At 35.7% G+C, this 15,692-nt stretch carries 12 protein-coding genes; all 12 read left to right on the forward strand.

The window, feature by feature from the left end; translation table 11 throughout:
• Positions 1-1,266: 1,266 nt before the first annotated feature.
• Entirely contained in the window at positions 1,267-3,471 is a 2,205-nt protein-coding gene (locus ACWATR_RS04360; protein ID WP_460329843.1) for a GumC family protein, read from the forward strand.
• 75 nt (positions 3,472-3,546) lie between these two features.
• A complete protein-coding gene (locus tag ACWATR_RS04365) occupies positions 3,547-4,488 on the forward strand; it encodes a hypothetical protein (RefSeq protein WP_460329845.1) in 942 nt (313 codons plus the stop codon).
• A gap of 56 nt (positions 4,489-4,544) precedes the next feature.
• Positions 4,545-5,498: a glycosyltransferase family 2 protein gene (locus tag ACWATR_RS04370; RefSeq protein ID WP_460329847.1), complete on the forward strand. Its 954-nt coding sequence runs from the start codon at positions 4,545-4,547 to the stop codon at positions 5,496-5,498.
• A gap of 50 nt (positions 5,499-5,548) precedes the next feature.
• A complete protein-coding gene (locus ACWATR_RS04375) occupies positions 5,549-6,871 on the forward strand; it encodes a flippase (protein ID WP_460329849.1) in 1,323 nt (440 codons plus the stop codon).
• 25 nt (positions 6,872-6,896) lie between these two features.
• On the forward strand, positions 6,897-7,823 hold the full coding sequence (locus ACWATR_RS04380; RefSeq protein WP_460329851.1) for a glycosyltransferase family protein: 927 nt from the start codon (positions 6,897-6,899) through the stop codon (positions 7,821-7,823).
• Between the two features lie 37 nt (positions 7,824-7,860).
• Positions 7,861-9,081, forward strand: a complete 1,221-nt coding sequence (locus tag ACWATR_RS04385) for an O-antigen ligase family protein (protein ID WP_460329853.1) — start codon at positions 7,861-7,863, stop codon at positions 9,079-9,081.
• A gap of 42 nt (positions 9,082-9,123) precedes the next feature.
• Positions 9,124-9,951 (forward strand): class I SAM-dependent methyltransferase, encoded by an 828-nt coding sequence (locus ACWATR_RS04390; RefSeq protein WP_460329855.1) that lies wholly within the window; start codon positions 9,124-9,126, stop codon positions 9,949-9,951.
• Between the two features lie 65 nt (positions 9,952-10,016).
• The gene (locus ACWATR_RS04395) at positions 10,017-11,288 is read left to right on the forward strand and encodes a glycosyltransferase family 4 protein (RefSeq protein WP_460329857.1); all 1,272 of its coding nucleotides are present in this window, start codon (positions 10,017-10,019) and stop codon (positions 11,286-11,288) included.
• A 24-nt stretch (positions 11,289-11,312) separates the two neighbouring features.
• Positions 11,313-12,329, forward strand: a complete 1,017-nt coding sequence (locus tag ACWATR_RS04400; RefSeq protein ID WP_460329859.1) for a hypothetical protein — start codon at positions 11,313-11,315, stop codon at positions 12,327-12,329.
• Between the two features lie 132 nt (positions 12,330-12,461).
• Positions 12,462-13,355 carry a glycosyltransferase family 2 protein gene (locus tag ACWATR_RS04405; RefSeq protein WP_460329861.1) on the forward strand — a complete coding sequence of 298 codons (894 nt, stop codon included), beginning with the start codon at positions 12,462-12,464 and terminating at the stop codon, positions 13,353-13,355.
• Positions 13,356-13,460: 105 nt separating this feature from the next.
• Positions 13,461-14,612, forward strand: coding sequence for a glycosyltransferase family 4 protein (locus ACWATR_RS04410; RefSeq protein ID WP_460329863.1), 1,152 nt, complete (start codon positions 13,461-13,463; stop codon positions 14,610-14,612).
• 148 nt (positions 14,613-14,760) lie between these two features.
• Positions 14,761-15,585, forward strand: a complete 825-nt coding sequence (locus tag ACWATR_RS04415; protein WP_460329865.1) for a WecB/TagA/CpsF family glycosyltransferase — start codon at positions 14,761-14,763, stop codon at positions 15,583-15,585.
• The last annotated feature ends 107 nt before the right edge of the window (positions 15,586-15,692 follow it).

Here is a 15,692-nt window from a genome sequence, read left to right on the forward strand (position 1 = left end):
ATATCTTTCAAAGCCTTATAAAACCTAGATTTATGCGTTTTCCGATAAACAGGCTCAAAAGCTGCTCTGGGTGAAAATTACGAAATTAGCGATCGCAAAGCTTGTGAGAAATGCGAGTTAAGCTCTTTATCTGCTTAATTGTGATAGTAGCTGGATTTTAGCAGTACTGTCCTAGTTAGATATAGATTAATCCATCCTACTTACCCGGACTCAATAGGTCAGCGTAAAAATTTGTCGTTGCGATCAAGCAGGAGACAGAAGGGAAAAGGGCTAAAGCCTACTTTATCTTTCTTCACATAGTTTGGTTTTACTATGTCAACTTACTTACTAGCCGTTTATCTATCATGCGTGCTACCCTGTAGTTACACGTATAAGACAACATATACACTCTTAGATAAATCTTGGAAGTAGTATTGTGCCTCAATTGCAGAATACAAACAAGATAATTGCAAATTTACGGGCAAGCCAAAAAACCGGGATATAAACCCAAGGACGGGCACTGTGTTGTAGTTTTCACACCTCAAGTTACATCAAAAAAGTTTTTCACTAGTCTGTGTCAATTAAACTGTTCGCGAATCATTAAATTTTCGATACTAAAATCACACAATTTTATTCTTGCCAATCCCATATCATTTCCCAGATGGGCCATTATTCAGAGCAAGAATTAATTGTTGCTGAAAGCTTTGAAGCCACTTACGTAAATATCCATATAGTCTTTCTAAATGTCTCTTTCCACTACATAAAGCTGATCTCTAAAGTGCTTTCACTGCTTGTCTAGTGACACAATTGTTATATCGCTTACCCTGAAGGAATTAACTCCTCTTGTCTTTTCAAAATCAGTAAACCGACAGCGAATATACCAGCTTTTTGTATGAATTTTTTGTAAAGTTATCAAATTCAGTGTTCTTACATAATATGATGTTGAGTGTTAGATTACTAATCAATACTTGCATCAGTAACAACATAAAACTAAGTTAACCAAAGTTAACCAAAATAATGAAAAGCCAGTAAATCAAGGAGAAAGTTGTGAGTTATCCTGTTTTTGATGTCAGGAGGATATCAAAAAATCTAAGTCAAAATTGAGACTACTAAAACTATTAGTTGACTTCAAATATTGAACAACCTTAGTAAAAAAAGCATTAGGTGACAATCAACGCAAATATTACCATCGCAAACTAGACTACAGTCCTACTACCAGTAAAATACTGAGGAAAATCTCCTGCAAGTAAATAGTCTGTTTTTTATAAAAGAAAGTTTGTATATATTATGACAATGGAATCTTTGCCAAACTTTGAAGAAGTAAATATTCAAAAATACTTAGAAGTTATTCAACGGCGTTGGTTACCTCTAGTCGGAATTTTTAGCATAGCTGTTACCCTTGGATGCTTGTATGCATTTTCATTAAAACCCTCATACAAAGCAGAAGGAAGTTTGATGATTAAAACAAATCGATCTTCCTCACTTACAGGGTTACCGCAAGACATAGGACGCCTGGAGGCTTTGAATGTAAACGACAATCCTCTGGAAACTCAGGTGAGGGTTATTGGATCAAATCCAGTGATTGAGAAAACAATTAATTCCCTCAAGCTCAAAGATAGTCAAGGCAAACCGTTATCGATTCCCGTCCTGGCAAAACAACTAAAAATAGAAGGAATCAAAGGTACTGATGTTGTACAACTTTCTTATAAAGGCGGCGACCCAGAACTGGCTGCCAAAATCGTCAATGAAGTTATCGACAGTTATATCGACCTAAATATCAAGGCTAATCAGAATGAAGCACTGACAGCCAAACAAGTTCTCGTAACGGAAGTACCCAAAGCTGAGGAAATTGTCAGAAGAGCCGAATCAAAACTGCGACTATTTAAAGAAACGAATAAAATTGTTGTCCTAGAACAAGAAGCAACCGCAGCAGTCGATACGATTTCCAAGTTAGGAAACCAAATTTCTCAAGCTTTAGCTCAATTAGATGATGTCAAAGGTCGTTTGGAACAGTTACGCAGTGAAGCTCAAGTAGATTCACAGCAAGGTGTCATCGCATCTGACTTGAGTCAAGCACCTGGAGTTCAAAAAGTGCTTATTCAACTTCAAGAAACAGAAAGTCAACTAGCACTAGAGCGAACTCGTTTTGAACCTGAACACCCTACAATCACTAACTTAGAAGAAAAGGTCACAGCTCTTAAAAGCTTGCTAAAAGAGCGGGTAGGACAAGTAGCGGGTACAGCGCAGATAACAGAGGGAAGTTTACAGGTTGGACAACTCCGGCAAAGCCTAATTGCAGATATTACTCGTGCTCAGGCAGAACGGGTTGGTCTGGAAAGACAAATTGGCACACTCTTGCGACAGCAAGATGCCTACATCAAACGAGCAAATAATTTGCCAAGGCTAGAACAAAGCCAACGAGAGCTAGAACGGAAACTGCAAGCGGCTCAAACGACTTACGAAACACTCTTAAAGAAACGCCAAGAAATTGATGTTGCACAGAATCAAAAGATTCCTAATGCTCGTGTGATTTCCTATGCCTTAATTCCCGATAAAGCAGAAGGGCCTCGCAAAATCTTATTTATTGTTGGTGGAGGAGGAATTGGTCTTTTCTTAGGTATCATTGTCGCCTTTGGTTTAGACTTAATAGACCGCTCGGTGAAAACCGTCAAAGAAGCTAAAGAAGTCTTGAGATACAGTGTTTTAGGAGTAATTCCTACACAAGGTAGAAATGCTAAAGAGTCTTCTTCTATAGCAGGACTCGATAGAGCTATTCCCAAAATTATTGGCAGAGATATTCCTTACTTCCCTGTTGGTAATGCATACCAAATACTACAAGTTAACTTGAAGTTTCTCTGTTCTGATAAACCGCTTAAAAGCATTGTAATTACAAGTTCCGTTGCCAAAGAAGGAAAGTCTGACGTATCTGCAAATCTAGCTGTGACTATGGCTCAGGCAGGGCGTCGGGTGTTATTGGTGGATGCAGATATGCGTCATCCCATACAGCATCATATCTGGGGGCTACCAAATGCAATGGGACTAAGCAATGTAATTATTGGACAAGCCTCTTTAGATACAGTTGTACAAGAAGTTATGCCTAATCTGGAGGTTCTTACTTCTGGAGTTTTACCTCCCAATCCAGTGGCAATGCTAGATTCTCAACGCATGGCAACATTAATTAGCAGCTTTGGGAGAGATTATGATTTAGTGATTTTTGATACTCCTCCTCTATCAGGAATAGCAGATGCTGCTGTTTTAAGCACCCTTACTGACGGTATCTTATTAGTCGTTCGTCCTGGAGTAGTTGACCTGAACAGTGCGAATGCAGCTAAAGAGTTTTTAACTCAGTCAGGTCAGAAGGTGTTAGGGATAGTTATCAATGGTGTGAATACTAAAAATGAACCTAATAATTATTTTTATGACAACAAAAAACGACAAATTGAACAAGATTTAGTATCTAGCAGCCTAACAAAATTTTCCAAAGAGCGTTAAGTTCTTCGATAAATTCCGAAAGCGAATCTGACTACAACCATTTAAAACAAAATTTTTGACTGTAGGGCTAAATTAATGACGTTAAGCAAAAATCTCAAGCAATTCGTAAAATCAAATACTCCATTAGCTAAATGGAAAGGCTCTATTTACACAAAGGCAATAATTCTCAAAAATCATGTAAAAAACTATGATATATATCAGCAAATTTTATCTCCTCAACAAAGTAATGAATTAGTTACCAATCTTATTAAAGATAGTAAACCTTTTATGATTTCTCGCTTTGGTAGCACAGAAGCTTATTGTGTGCATGAATACCTAAAAGGAGGCTACAAGGGATCTATATTTGAATCAATATCTAATGATTCTGGATTTTTCCCAGCAGATAAAAAACATCTAGATCGATTTAGTCAACTTTTTCTAGAATCGTCAAAATCTATAGATGTTTTAGGAGTATGGTTTCAAACTGGAGAGCCAGAAATTATCAGAAATTCTTGCCCAAAAGCTTCTTTTGTAGAATTAAATACGCTTGAACCTTATTATCACAACGACCCTTGGAGCAAGAATCTTGAGGGAAAAAAGGTTTTAGTGATTCATCCTTTTGCAGAAACAATTTCATCGCAATATAAAAACCATAGAAAGTTACTTTTTGAAAACAAAAATATTCTGCCTGAATTTGAATTAATTACCTTCAAAGCCGTACAGTCTCTAGCGGGAACTCAAACCCAGTTCAATACTTGGTTCGATGCTTATGATTGGATGTGTAACAAGATTAAAGATCAAGATTTTGACATAGCTATTATCGGATGTGGTGCTTATGGACTTCCATTAGCTGCTTACATTAAATCTCTTGGTAAACAAGCTCTCCACCTTGGAGGAGCAACTCAAATTCTTTTTGGAATTAAAGGTAACCGTTGGGATAAAATTCCGTTTTTTCAGTCTCTTTATAATGAATCCTGGGTTAGGTGTAGACCTGATGATGTCCCTACAAGTCCCTCAAAATATCCGGCCTATTGGTAATTATCGGTTACCAAAAATATTTCCGTCTTATTTTGTTATCTATTGAGGCATTTTGTATGGATAAAAATAAAATCAAAACATCTTGTTTAATTAATAATTACAATTACGCCGAATTTCTCTCAGAGGCGGTTAATAGCGCTTTAAATCAAACAGTTAAATTTGATGAGATTATTATTGTTGATGACGCATCCACAGATAATTCGGTAGAAGTCATCACGAAATTTACTCAAGTAGCTAATGTTAAATCTATCTTGAAAGAAAAAAATCAAGGACAACTATCATCATTCAATGAAGGGTTTTTAGCTGCAACTGGAGACATTATATTTTTTTTAGATGCCGATGATATTTATGAACCTCAATATTTAGAAACAGCATTAAATTTTTATAAGAGACGTAGTGAATGTGATTTTGTTTTTTGTGCGTATAACAAATTTGGGGCAGTAGAAGAAACATTTCAAGCTGATGCTGTCGATTTAGATTTGGGTTATTCAGTAATCAGAACTTTATATAGTGGTGAATGGATTGGCTCCATAACTTCAACATTATCAATCCGTAGAGAAATAATTAGAAAATTTTTGCCTATTCCAAATGTAGAAGATTGGCGTGTAAGGGCTGATGACTGTTTGGTATGGGGAGCTTCTTTGGTAGGAGCTAAAAAGTTTTATATATCTAAACCTTTAGTGATGTATAGAATACATAAAAATAACCAGTATCATAACAAGAAATTTTTAGATATAGATAACAACTATGAATACAAGAGATTCTGGAAACGCAATTCCTTATTTAATTACATTCTGCAAAAAAATAATTTGAGTTTACCATTATTATTGGCTTTCACATCTCTAAATGAGTTAAAAACAATACCATGCCCAAAATATCAAGATTTTATTTCATATTTAAAAATAATATTTTTGTTTGAGCATAACTTATTTTGGAAAACAAAGGGCATTGTTTTCTTATGTAGCTATTTTTTGAAAACTTTGATGACTGGGAAATTAAAAGTATTGTAGGCGATATTGATAGGGATATGAGAACTTTACATGGTTAATTCATAAAAATAATGTTAAGTAAACTAAAAATTAAAAACTTATCAAAATTTAAATCTCGTTCTGGACTGCGTGCAATTATTGCCAATACAAGTTGGTTGTTTGCTGACCGTATTCTACGTATGGGTGCAAGCTTAGTCGTAGGAGTATGGATAGCACGCTACTTAGGAGTACAGCAGTATGGTGTCTTTAACTATGCTTTAGCTTTTGTTACCTTATTTAGCCCAATTTTCACTCTAGGACTAGACGACGTAGTAGTTCGCCATCTTGTGCGTCAATCATCAAACAAAGAGGAAATTTTAGGAACCACTTTTTGGCTAAAGTTGGTGGGTGGAATTGCTTCTGTCTTATTGGCAGTTAGCACTATGCTTTTCTTAGGCGAGCAGGAAACACTGAAGATATGGCTAGTTGCAATTTTAGCAATGGCAGGAATTTTTAGGGCGGCTGATACTATTGAACTGTGGTTTCAATCACAGGTGCAGTCAAAATATACTGTGATTGCTAAGAACACAGCGTTTCTGCTAAATAGTGCCATCAAAATCGCACTAATTTTAACAAAAGCACCATTGTTAGCTTTTGCTTGGGTAACATTAGCAGAATTTGCCATGAGTGCAATTGGCTTGCTGATTGTTTACCAAGTTAAAGGGTCTTCGTTGTGGTCATGGCGTTGGAGTTTTTCTGCTGCCAAAACTCTGATGAAAGAGAGTTTACCTCTAATTTTTTCGGGGTTCGCTATCCTAATTTTTATGAAAATAGATCAGGTGATGTTAGGCCAAATGATCGGAAATAGCGAGGTTGGAGTTTATACTGCTGCTGTCAGGGTTTCTGAAATTTGGTATTTTATTCCGGGAGCTATTGTTTCTTCTGTTGCTCCTGCAATTTACGCAGCTAAGGAAAAATCTGAAAGTCTTTACTATCAGCGAATCGGACAATTACTAAGTTTAATGACATGTATATCTTTGGCAATTGCGCTTCCAATGTCATTTCTATCTGACAAGATAATTATGGTGATGTTTGGAAGTGGATATGCAGAAGCAGGATCAATATTAGCAGTTCATATTTGGACTTCTTTGTTTGTATTTATGGGTCTTGCAACATCACCTTGGTTTATTGCTGAAGGTTTGAACCACGTTTCTTTAGGTAAGACTTTGTTTGGGGCAATCCTAAATATTATTCTTAATTTATTCCTGATTCCTAAGTATGCAGGACTTGGGGCTGCGATCGCAACAATCATCTCTCAAGCTGCTGCTGCCTTTGTGTGCAACGCATTTGATCCAAGAACACAAAAAATATTTAAAATTCAGGTGCGATCGCTTATTCCTTTTTACAAATATTGATCATTATTATTTAACCTTGATTATCATGAAAACACCAGTAACTTTTATTGTTTTTAAGCGTCCACAAACAACAGAGAAAGTCTTTGAAGCTATTCGCCAAGCCAAGCCAACAAAACTTTTTGTAATCGCAGATGGCCCACGTACTGACCGTGAAGATGAGGCAGAAAAGTGTGAAGCAACTCGGGCAATTATTGAGAGAGTTGATTGGGACTGCGAAGTTATCAAAAATTATTCTGATGTCAACTTAGGTTGTGCAAAACGAGTCTCTAGTGGTTTAGATTGGGTATTTAATAATGTTGAAGAAACAATTATTTTAGAAGATGATTGTATCCCTCACCCAACATTTTTCAGATTTAGTGAAGAACTACTAGAAAAATATAGAAACGATACCAGAATCGCCACCATCTCTGCTCAAAATCTTCAATTTGGACGAAAACGCACAAATTATAGTTACTATCTATCTCGTTACAACCATTGTTGGGGCTGGGCAAGTTGGAGACGTGCTTGGCAACATTATGATTTGACGATCAAACTCTGGAAAGAGGTGCAAGCAGAAAACCTTTTACATGATATTCTTGTAGACCCAAAAGCAGTAAGTTATTGGCGACGAATATTTCAGTCTGTTTATAACAATCCTACAGGTATAACCTGGGATTACCAATGGACATTTGCTTGCTGGATACAGGGTAGCTTAAGCGTTATTCCCAATGTCAATTTAATCTCTAATGTTGGTGTTGGTGCAGACGCGACTCATTTCACTTCCAATCAAGAATTTTCATTCATTAATATGTCCATGCAAGCGATGGAATTTCCCTTAAAACATCCACCGTTTATTGTGAGGAATATAGAGGCAGATAACTTTACGCAGAAAACAGTTTATAAAGCAACTGCATTGGATATTTTTAAAGAGGAAGTAAAGAAAAGATTGAATTACTCAGCCATAAAAAAATAGTGATATATTTAGTAAATTAAGAAATTAAATGTCAGCGATGAAGGTAAAATTAACAGAAAAAATACTAACTATTTTGCTATTACTCATTGCTGTAGGGGCATTAACAATACATCCTGCACAAGAAGTCTCTATGTCTACCCTCGGAGGCGATAAGGTAGATACTTTGTTCAATATAGTTTCATATTTAATTCTATTTTATTTTTTTCTTTTATACTGGAAAGGTTTTATTTATGTAATTACTAAAAGTCCCTTACAGTTTTTTTTACTAGCGATCGTTCTATTTTCTGTATTGTGGTCAGAAGATATAAATTCTAGTCTTAATTATATCAAAGGTCTAATCAGAATATATTTTATTGCCATCTATTTGGCAATGCGTTATCCGCTTAGGGAACAAATGAGGCTAATAGCTTGGGCGCTTGGTGCAGCTACATTATTATCTATGATATTCTCTGCATTCGTACCAGGTTATATTCACACAGCACCAGAATTATTAGATATGTGGAGCGGAATTTATGGTCATAAAAATGAATTAGGATACATGATGAATTGGAGTGCAGGAGTTTTTTTGCATCTTGCCCTTAGTAGTAATCGATATCGATGGTTGATGTGGGCAATATGTGGGGTATCTGTATGTCTAATTATCCTCACGCGTTCCACAACGTCTTTAGCTATCTTATTGACAATGATATTACTTTTACCTTTCTATCAATCATTTAAAAAAACTAATTATAAACTACAAGTTATTATGATTACTACAGCTTTAATGTTACTGATTATTGTTTCAATGTTACTGATCAATAATGCGGAAACTGTAGTTGGTACTTCTGGCAAAGACCTTACCTTAAATGGACGCTCTGATCTTTGGGAATTAGTGATAGCTAAGGTTTTGGAAAGACCTTGGCTAGGTTATGGATATTCGGCATTTTGGACTAGTAATGCTGCATCTAATCTGAGAGCTACTTACGATTGGGCCAGTAATGCTCATAATGGCTTTTTAGAACTATTGTTAGAATTAGGATTTTTAGGTTTCTTGACTTTTGCAGCAGGATTTATCCGGTTCTTTGTAATGGCACTGACTCGAATCGTTTCAGTGGCAAAAAAACCAGAAGATTATTGGCCAATGCAGATGCTAGTTATTATCGTCATAGTTAATTTCTCAGAAGCAAGGTTATTAATTCCTGGTTGGAATTGGTTAATGTATGTCACCACTTCTCTATCTCTGACTCTTAGTTCCCAGCGCGTACCAATATATAAATAGGTAAGTAATTTACATACTTGCATAATTAAAAGGAGAGAAAACATGAAAAAGTTAAATTTTGGATGTGGGCACAGATTTTCTTCTGAATGGATAAATATAGATTTTAATTCTGAGCATCCTGACGTAATTGCTCATAACTTACTGCAACCACTTCCATACCCTAAAGATTATTTTGATGTAATTTATAGCAGTCATGTTCTAGAGCATTTCTCTAAGGAAACGGGAGAAATGTTGGTGAAAGAATGCTACAGAGTTCTAAAACCTCAAGGCATTTTACGCATTGTTGTTCCTGACTTAGAGCGAACATGCCGTGAATATTTAAGAATTATCGACAGTATTGAACATGAGGAAGCAAGGAAACAATATGAATGGATTATTATTGAGTTAATTGACCAATTGGTTAGAACAGAACATGGCGGTTTGATGAAAACTTATTGGCGACAAGTGCTTGAAAATAATGATGAATCATCCATCAAGTATGTAGAAGAAAGAACAGGTGTTAATATCAAAGAAGAGGTAGCAATAACTAATACAAACTCTTTATTACAAAAGGTTTTTAGTATCAACCACAATAAACTGAGAAACAAATTTAAATACCTTTATATTGACATGGTAAAAAGGTTAATACCACGGTATGTCCGCAAGTCTATGATCGATGAAACTTCCCTTGGTGAAAAACATAAGTGGATGTATGATAGCCATAGCATGAAAACGCTCTTTCAAAGAGTTGGTTTTTCGGATATTAAACTTTTAGATGCCCATACAAGTGATATTCCCAACTTTAGTAATGAAGTCTTAGATATAAATGCTGATGGGACAGTATATCTACCAGGATCTTTATATTGTGAGGGCATCAAGCCAAACAAATAATACTGATTTTCTGGGATAGAGAATCAGTGTTATCAAGCATGTTTTTAAAGTTAAATAGTACTCATATGAACGTCTTGCTCCTTAGTACCCAGGATGTGGCTGGTGGTGCGGCTCGTGCAGCATACCGTTTGCACAAAGGGTTACAAGATATTGACTTACAATCACAAATGCTGGTGCAAGAAAAATCTACTGATGATAAAACAGTAATTGCGCCTAAGATGAGATTATTTCAAGGTATCGCCAAGGCAAAGTTGACATTTGAAACTTTGCCTTTGAAGCTTTATTCTCAAAAGCAAAATACTCCGTTTTTTATTCAATGGTTACCAGATACAGTAGTTTCTCAAGTTGCTCAGATTAATCCAGACATAATCAATTTGCATTGGATTAGCGCAGCTTTTATGCAAATTGAAACTCTTGCGAAACTAAAGCGCCCTTTGGTCTGGACAATTCATGATATGTGGGCATTTACTGGGGGATGCGGCTATGCTGGGGATTGCGATCGCTACCAAATATCCTGTGGAACCTGTCCTCAACTCAACAGCAAAAAGGATTCTGACTTATCCCACTGGGTATGGCAACGTAAAGCCAAAGCTTTGAAAAATTTAAATCTGACAATTGTTTCACCAGGTTCTTGGTTAGCCGAATGTGCCAAGTCTAGTTCTCTGTTTAAGAACTTGCGAATTGAAGTAATTCCGAATGGACTGGATACTCAAAAGTATAAACCTGTTCATCAAGGCTCAGCACGGAAATTACTCAATTTACCTCTGGATAAACAACTTATTCTATTTGGAGCATTAGATGCAACTAATGACCATAGAAAGGGCTTTCATTACCTGCAACCAGCATTACAAGAATTAAGCAAATCTGGCTGGAAAGATAAGTTGGAGATCGTTATCTTCGGTGCATCTCAACCAGAAAATCCACCTGAATTGGGTTTCAAAACCCACTATTTGGGACACTTACACGATGATATATCTCTAGCAACTGTTTACTCAGCAGCAGATGTGATGCTTGTACCGTCTCTGCAAGAATCTTTTGGACAGACAGCTTCAGAATCACTCGCTTGTGGTACTCCAGTTGTGGCGTTTAATTCTACTGGCTTAAAAGATATTGTTGATCATCAGCAGAACGGCTATTTGGCTAAACCTTATGAAGTTGAGGATTTTGCCAAAGGGATTACCTGGGTACTTGAAAATGAACAGAGGTTGCAAAAACTATCATTTTATGCACGTGAGAAGGTCGAACAAAAATTCACTCTGGAACTTCAAGCACGTCGTTATTCAGCTTTGTTTCAGGAAATATTGATGATTGCAAAGAAATCTTCATTTGGTAATTAATTTAGTAAATCAATACTTCATAATATGTCAATACCTATAGCTTTTATAATTTGTACAGAACCAGGCCGTTTAGAAGGTCAATCCTTGATGCTTGCAGAAAGTATTCGTAAATTCTGCGGTGAATTGAAAAATACACCTATATATAGCTTTCATCCCAGGGTAGGTGAACCGATATTAAAGCAAACTCAACAAGCGTTTGAAGCGTTACACGTTATACATCAACAAATTCCGATAAATCAAGAATTTCATGAATACTATTTAGCCAATAAACCTCTAGTTTGTGCCTATGCAGAACAAAATATCGATGCAGAAATATTAGTTTTTTTAGACAGTGATAAATGCTTTTTTTCGGAGCCAAAAGAATTTTTGTTGCCAGCAAACTGTAATGTACGAATGCGTCCTGAGTATGGTCAAGGAATTGGTTCTACAGGTTTACAAGACCCTCAAGAATGGTATTGGCAAAAACTATATGAAGTGCTGGGAGTAAAGCGTGAGGTATTTGTTGACACACCAATTGGTAATAAGAGAATCAGAGGCTATTGGAATTCTGGTTTGGTTGCTGTGAGAAGGAGTGCAGGTATATTTACAACTTGGAAAGAGAATTTTGAAAAAGTAATGCGCCTAGATATTATTCCTCCTCAGGGTATTTATTTTGTTGAGCAGTCTGTTTTGTCTGTAACTTTATGTGCGTTGGAAGAAAACGTCGAACATCTTCCTTCTAATTATAGTTATCCATTACCTTTACATAACCGTTTATCAAAAAAACTACAAATTAAACATTGGGATGATACTATATCCATTCATTACTTCAACTTATTTTTCTATAACGATTGGAATGCACAAATTAAAAGATTGAAAAAAATTAATATCAATTCAGATAAATATCGATGGTTATGTCAAGAGGTTGTCAGACTTAATATGCCTCGCGTCTCAGTTTGGCATCGATATATGTTAGTGGTCAGAAGAATGGAACAAAAACTAAAAACCTTTAATTTAGATATTAATTTTAGTGGCTGGATAGAAAAGATGGTTAAATTTTAAGTTTACATAAAAATATACAAAAAGTAAAAATTTGATGTTTGGATTATGAAGGTATTTTTGTAAAAATTGCATAAAAGTGCATTATTTCCCTGACTGTTTTGTAGATAGTAGTTATTATATGAGGTAAATGAAATGAAGCAAGCAAATCTAGCTGTAATTATGACATGTTATAACAGGCGGAATACAACTCTTGCCTGTCTAAATGCTTTGTATCAGCAAAACAATCATTGTGATGTTTATTTAACTGATGATGGTAGTTCTGATAGAACTACAGAGGCTATCAAAGCAGAATATCCAGAGGTAAAAATACTTCAGGGTAATGGCAATTTATTCTGGGTAGGAGGGATGCATCTCGCCTTTGGTGAGGCAATAAAACATCAATATGATTATTATCTGTGGTTAAATGATGACACATTTCTGGAAGCCAATGCTGTGAGTAAACTATTGCAGGTTCATCAAAATTTGACAGAACTTGGTTATCCAGACTCGATTGTAGTTGGTTCAACTAGAGACTCAATGACAGGAAAAGCAACCTATGGAGGAGCAGTAAAATCTAAAAAGTGGTATTCTAACAAGTTTGAATTTTTAGAACCAAGTTCTGTTATCCAACAATGCGATGCTATGTATGGTAACTGCGTGCTAATCCCTAAAAGTGTTGCTATAAAAGTTGGCAATATTGATACAGCCTTTGTTCACAGTTTAGGAGATTTAGATTATGCCCTGAGAGCGCGTAAAATGGGTTGTAAAATATGGGTAGCTCCTGGATATATTGGTACTTGTAATAGAAATTCTATCCGTAATAGCTGGGTCGATACCAATTTAAATATATTAGAACGTTTGAAAAAGGTACTGCAAATTAAAGGATTTCCATTGAAATCGTGGACTATATTTTGTAGCAGACACTCTGGACCATTTTGGATATTTTACTGGTTCTTACCCTATATCAGAGCAATTATTGGTTACAAGGATTTGGCAATTTCTCCCACATTTACTGAGGACATCAATCAAACTAACTCAGAAGTTTGACACTCGCACGAGAGTCAATAGTATTTGGATATTTTCTAAATATCTTAATAATTTGACAAATGCAATTTTAAATTATTAAATCATAAAATAATCATTAATCATTTTATGGGTAAACGCTTACTAATTGTCTCAACACTCGATTCTAGTCAACCATTTGGTGCATTTACTAGACCTTTTTATCTAGGACAATATCTGACGGAATATTTTGATGTTTTTCAACTAGGTTTAGATTGTTCATCTGTTAATTATGCACCTTCCTTTTCGATTGGATCAAGAAGCTTAAAGTCATATATTAAAGCTATAGAAAAGTGCATCGACGAGTTCTGTCCAGATATTGTGTATGCTCAAGAAACACTACCTGGATTGGCTGCTTTAATTTCACTAAAGCTTAGAAAATACAGTAATTCCTCTCTTGTATTTGATTTTCATACATTTTCGCCATACGAATACTGGATGCGCTTGTTTTCAGTTGCCAATCCTTTTAAAGAGTTTGCACAATGTATTAAAACATATATTGCTCAGGGGACTTTGATATTCTCTGGCAGTCCGATTATTGCAGCAGGTGAATCAATTCCTAGACTAATTTCCCAATGGTATGGTATAACTCCACAGCAAATTTATTGCATCGGGAATGGAGTGACTGAAGATTTACTAAACACTGAAGATTTTCCCGATAAAGATCCCTATCAAGTATTCAGACCAGCTAAAATAGTGGTTCTTATTGCTCCCAAAACATTTCAATTTCCAACTAATGATATGTCTGTATCAATGGCTATTGAGGTTGCTAAATCCCTTGAAAGTCATCAAGATAAAGTACATTTTATTGTCATTGGTAGGGATAGTAGTGATATTTCAGAACCAATACCCTCCAATATCTCTTTTTTAGGATTTTTACCTAGGAGAGAAGATTTTGTTGACCATCTTAAATATGCAGATATCGCTTTGCTGCCATTTTCAAAACAAGCCGTAGCAGGAGGTGCTCGCAATAAAGCATTAGATTATTTTGCTAGTAAAAAGTTAGTTGTATCAACACCAGAAGGCTTGCGAGGGTTAGAAGAATTTCGCAACTTAGAACATCTGTTAGTAACAGGATACTCTAGCGAAGAAGTTGCTAGCACAGTGCTGGATGCTGCTTCAAATATTGATAAATATCAATCACTTGTAGATACAGCTTATACGTTAATTACAGAAAAATATTCCTGGAATGCAAGAGCGCAAAATATCGCGGAAATACTCATGAGAGTCAGTCATTCTTAGTTAGATTTTTTTTTACATATTTAAACTAAGAAAAATTAGTCGGTTTAAATATTTCAAACCTGAAGTATTTAAACATTGCTAAAAACTAATTTGAAAATATTCCCTTCTATCATGAGATAACATCTAATACTGATCATAAAAACAAGACATGAAAAATCGATTCTCTTATAAACTTCTGGGTGCTAAAGTCGATGCACTCTCTATGCTCGACTTAAATTTATTGATTGAAGAATCTATTGATAAGAACAAGAAATGGATTATTGCTAATCACAACTTGCATAGTCTTTATCTCTTCCATAATGATCCAAAAATGCAAGCTTTTTATGCCAAGGCAGAATATACCCATATTGATGGTATGCCTCTAGTGTTAATTGGAAAGCTATTAGGTTTTCCAATTAAACGAGAACAAAGAGTAACCTATGCTGACTGGGTATGGTCTCTGATGGCGGAAGCTGCTAATAAAGGCTGGCGTATATTCTATTTAGGTTCAAAGCCAGGAGTTGCTGAAAAAGGAGTAAGTATTTTGTGCCATAAATTTCCTGGTTTACAGATTGCTTGCGCTCATGGCTATATTGATATGGATAAAGATAGTCAAGAAAATCTCGCTACTCTGGCTGCAATTAATGCTTATAAACCCCATATATTAATGGTAGGGATGGGTATGCCACGGCAAGAGCATTGGATTTCTGAAAATCTTGAACATATTCATACCAACACTATTTTGACTAGTGGAGCCTGTATGGACTATGTAGCAGGAGTAGTACCTACTCCTCCTCGCTGGATGGGAAGAGTGGGATTGGAATGGTTATATCGTTTGTTGTCTGAACCTAAAAGACTTTGGAGACGTTACTTACTTGAGCCTTGGTTTGTTGGCACATTATTTTTACGAGAAATTTGGGGTATCTCAAGTCAACAAAAAAAAAATAAAATGCTGCTATTTCTAAGTACAAGATTTCACAAGTTTACCGCGTGAACGAGCCTCTCAAAGCCTTACCAGTGAGTCGCTCAATTCATCCAGAATTTATGAAATACTGTAATAAGGCTTAATCATTAATTAGTCAGTGCATCTTATTCAATTTT

The sequence above is a fragment of the Nostoc sp. UIC 10890 genome (genome assembly GCF_054786515.1).

Coding starts and splice junctions, on each gene's coding strand:
- ACWATR_RS04360 (WP_460329843.1), top strand. CDS start 1,267: ATGACAATGGAATCTTTGCCAAACTTTGAAGAAGTAAATATTCAAAAA.
- ACWATR_RS04365 (WP_460329845.1), top strand. CDS start 3,547: ATGACGTTAAGCAAAAATCTCAAGCAATTCGTAAAATCAAATACTCCA.
- ACWATR_RS04370 (WP_460329847.1), top strand. CDS start 4,545: ATGGATAAAAATAAAATCAAAACATCTTGTTTAATTAATAATTACAAT.
- ACWATR_RS04375 (WP_460329849.1), top strand. CDS start 5,549: ATGTTAAGTAAACTAAAAATTAAAAACTTATCAAAATTTAAATCTCGT.
- ACWATR_RS04380 (WP_460329851.1), top strand. CDS start 6,897: ATGAAAACACCAGTAACTTTTATTGTTTTTAAGCGTCCACAAACAACA.
- ACWATR_RS04385 (WP_460329853.1), top strand. CDS start 7,861: ATGAAGGTAAAATTAACAGAAAAAATACTAACTATTTTGCTATTACTC.
- ACWATR_RS04390 (WP_460329855.1), top strand. CDS start 9,124: ATGAAAAAGTTAAATTTTGGATGTGGGCACAGATTTTCTTCTGAATGG.
- ACWATR_RS04395 (WP_460329857.1), top strand. CDS start 10,017: ATGAACGTCTTGCTCCTTAGTACCCAGGATGTGGCTGGTGGTGCGGCT.
- ACWATR_RS04400 (WP_460329859.1), top strand. CDS start 11,313: ATGTCAATACCTATAGCTTTTATAATTTGTACAGAACCAGGCCGTTTA.
- ACWATR_RS04405 (WP_460329861.1), top strand. CDS start 12,462: ATGAAGCAAGCAAATCTAGCTGTAATTATGACATGTTATAACAGGCGG.
- ACWATR_RS04410 (WP_460329863.1), top strand. CDS start 13,461: ATGGGTAAACGCTTACTAATTGTCTCAACACTCGATTCTAGTCAACCA.
- ACWATR_RS04415 (WP_460329865.1), top strand. CDS start 14,761: ATGAAAAATCGATTCTCTTATAAACTTCTGGGTGCTAAAGTCGATGCA.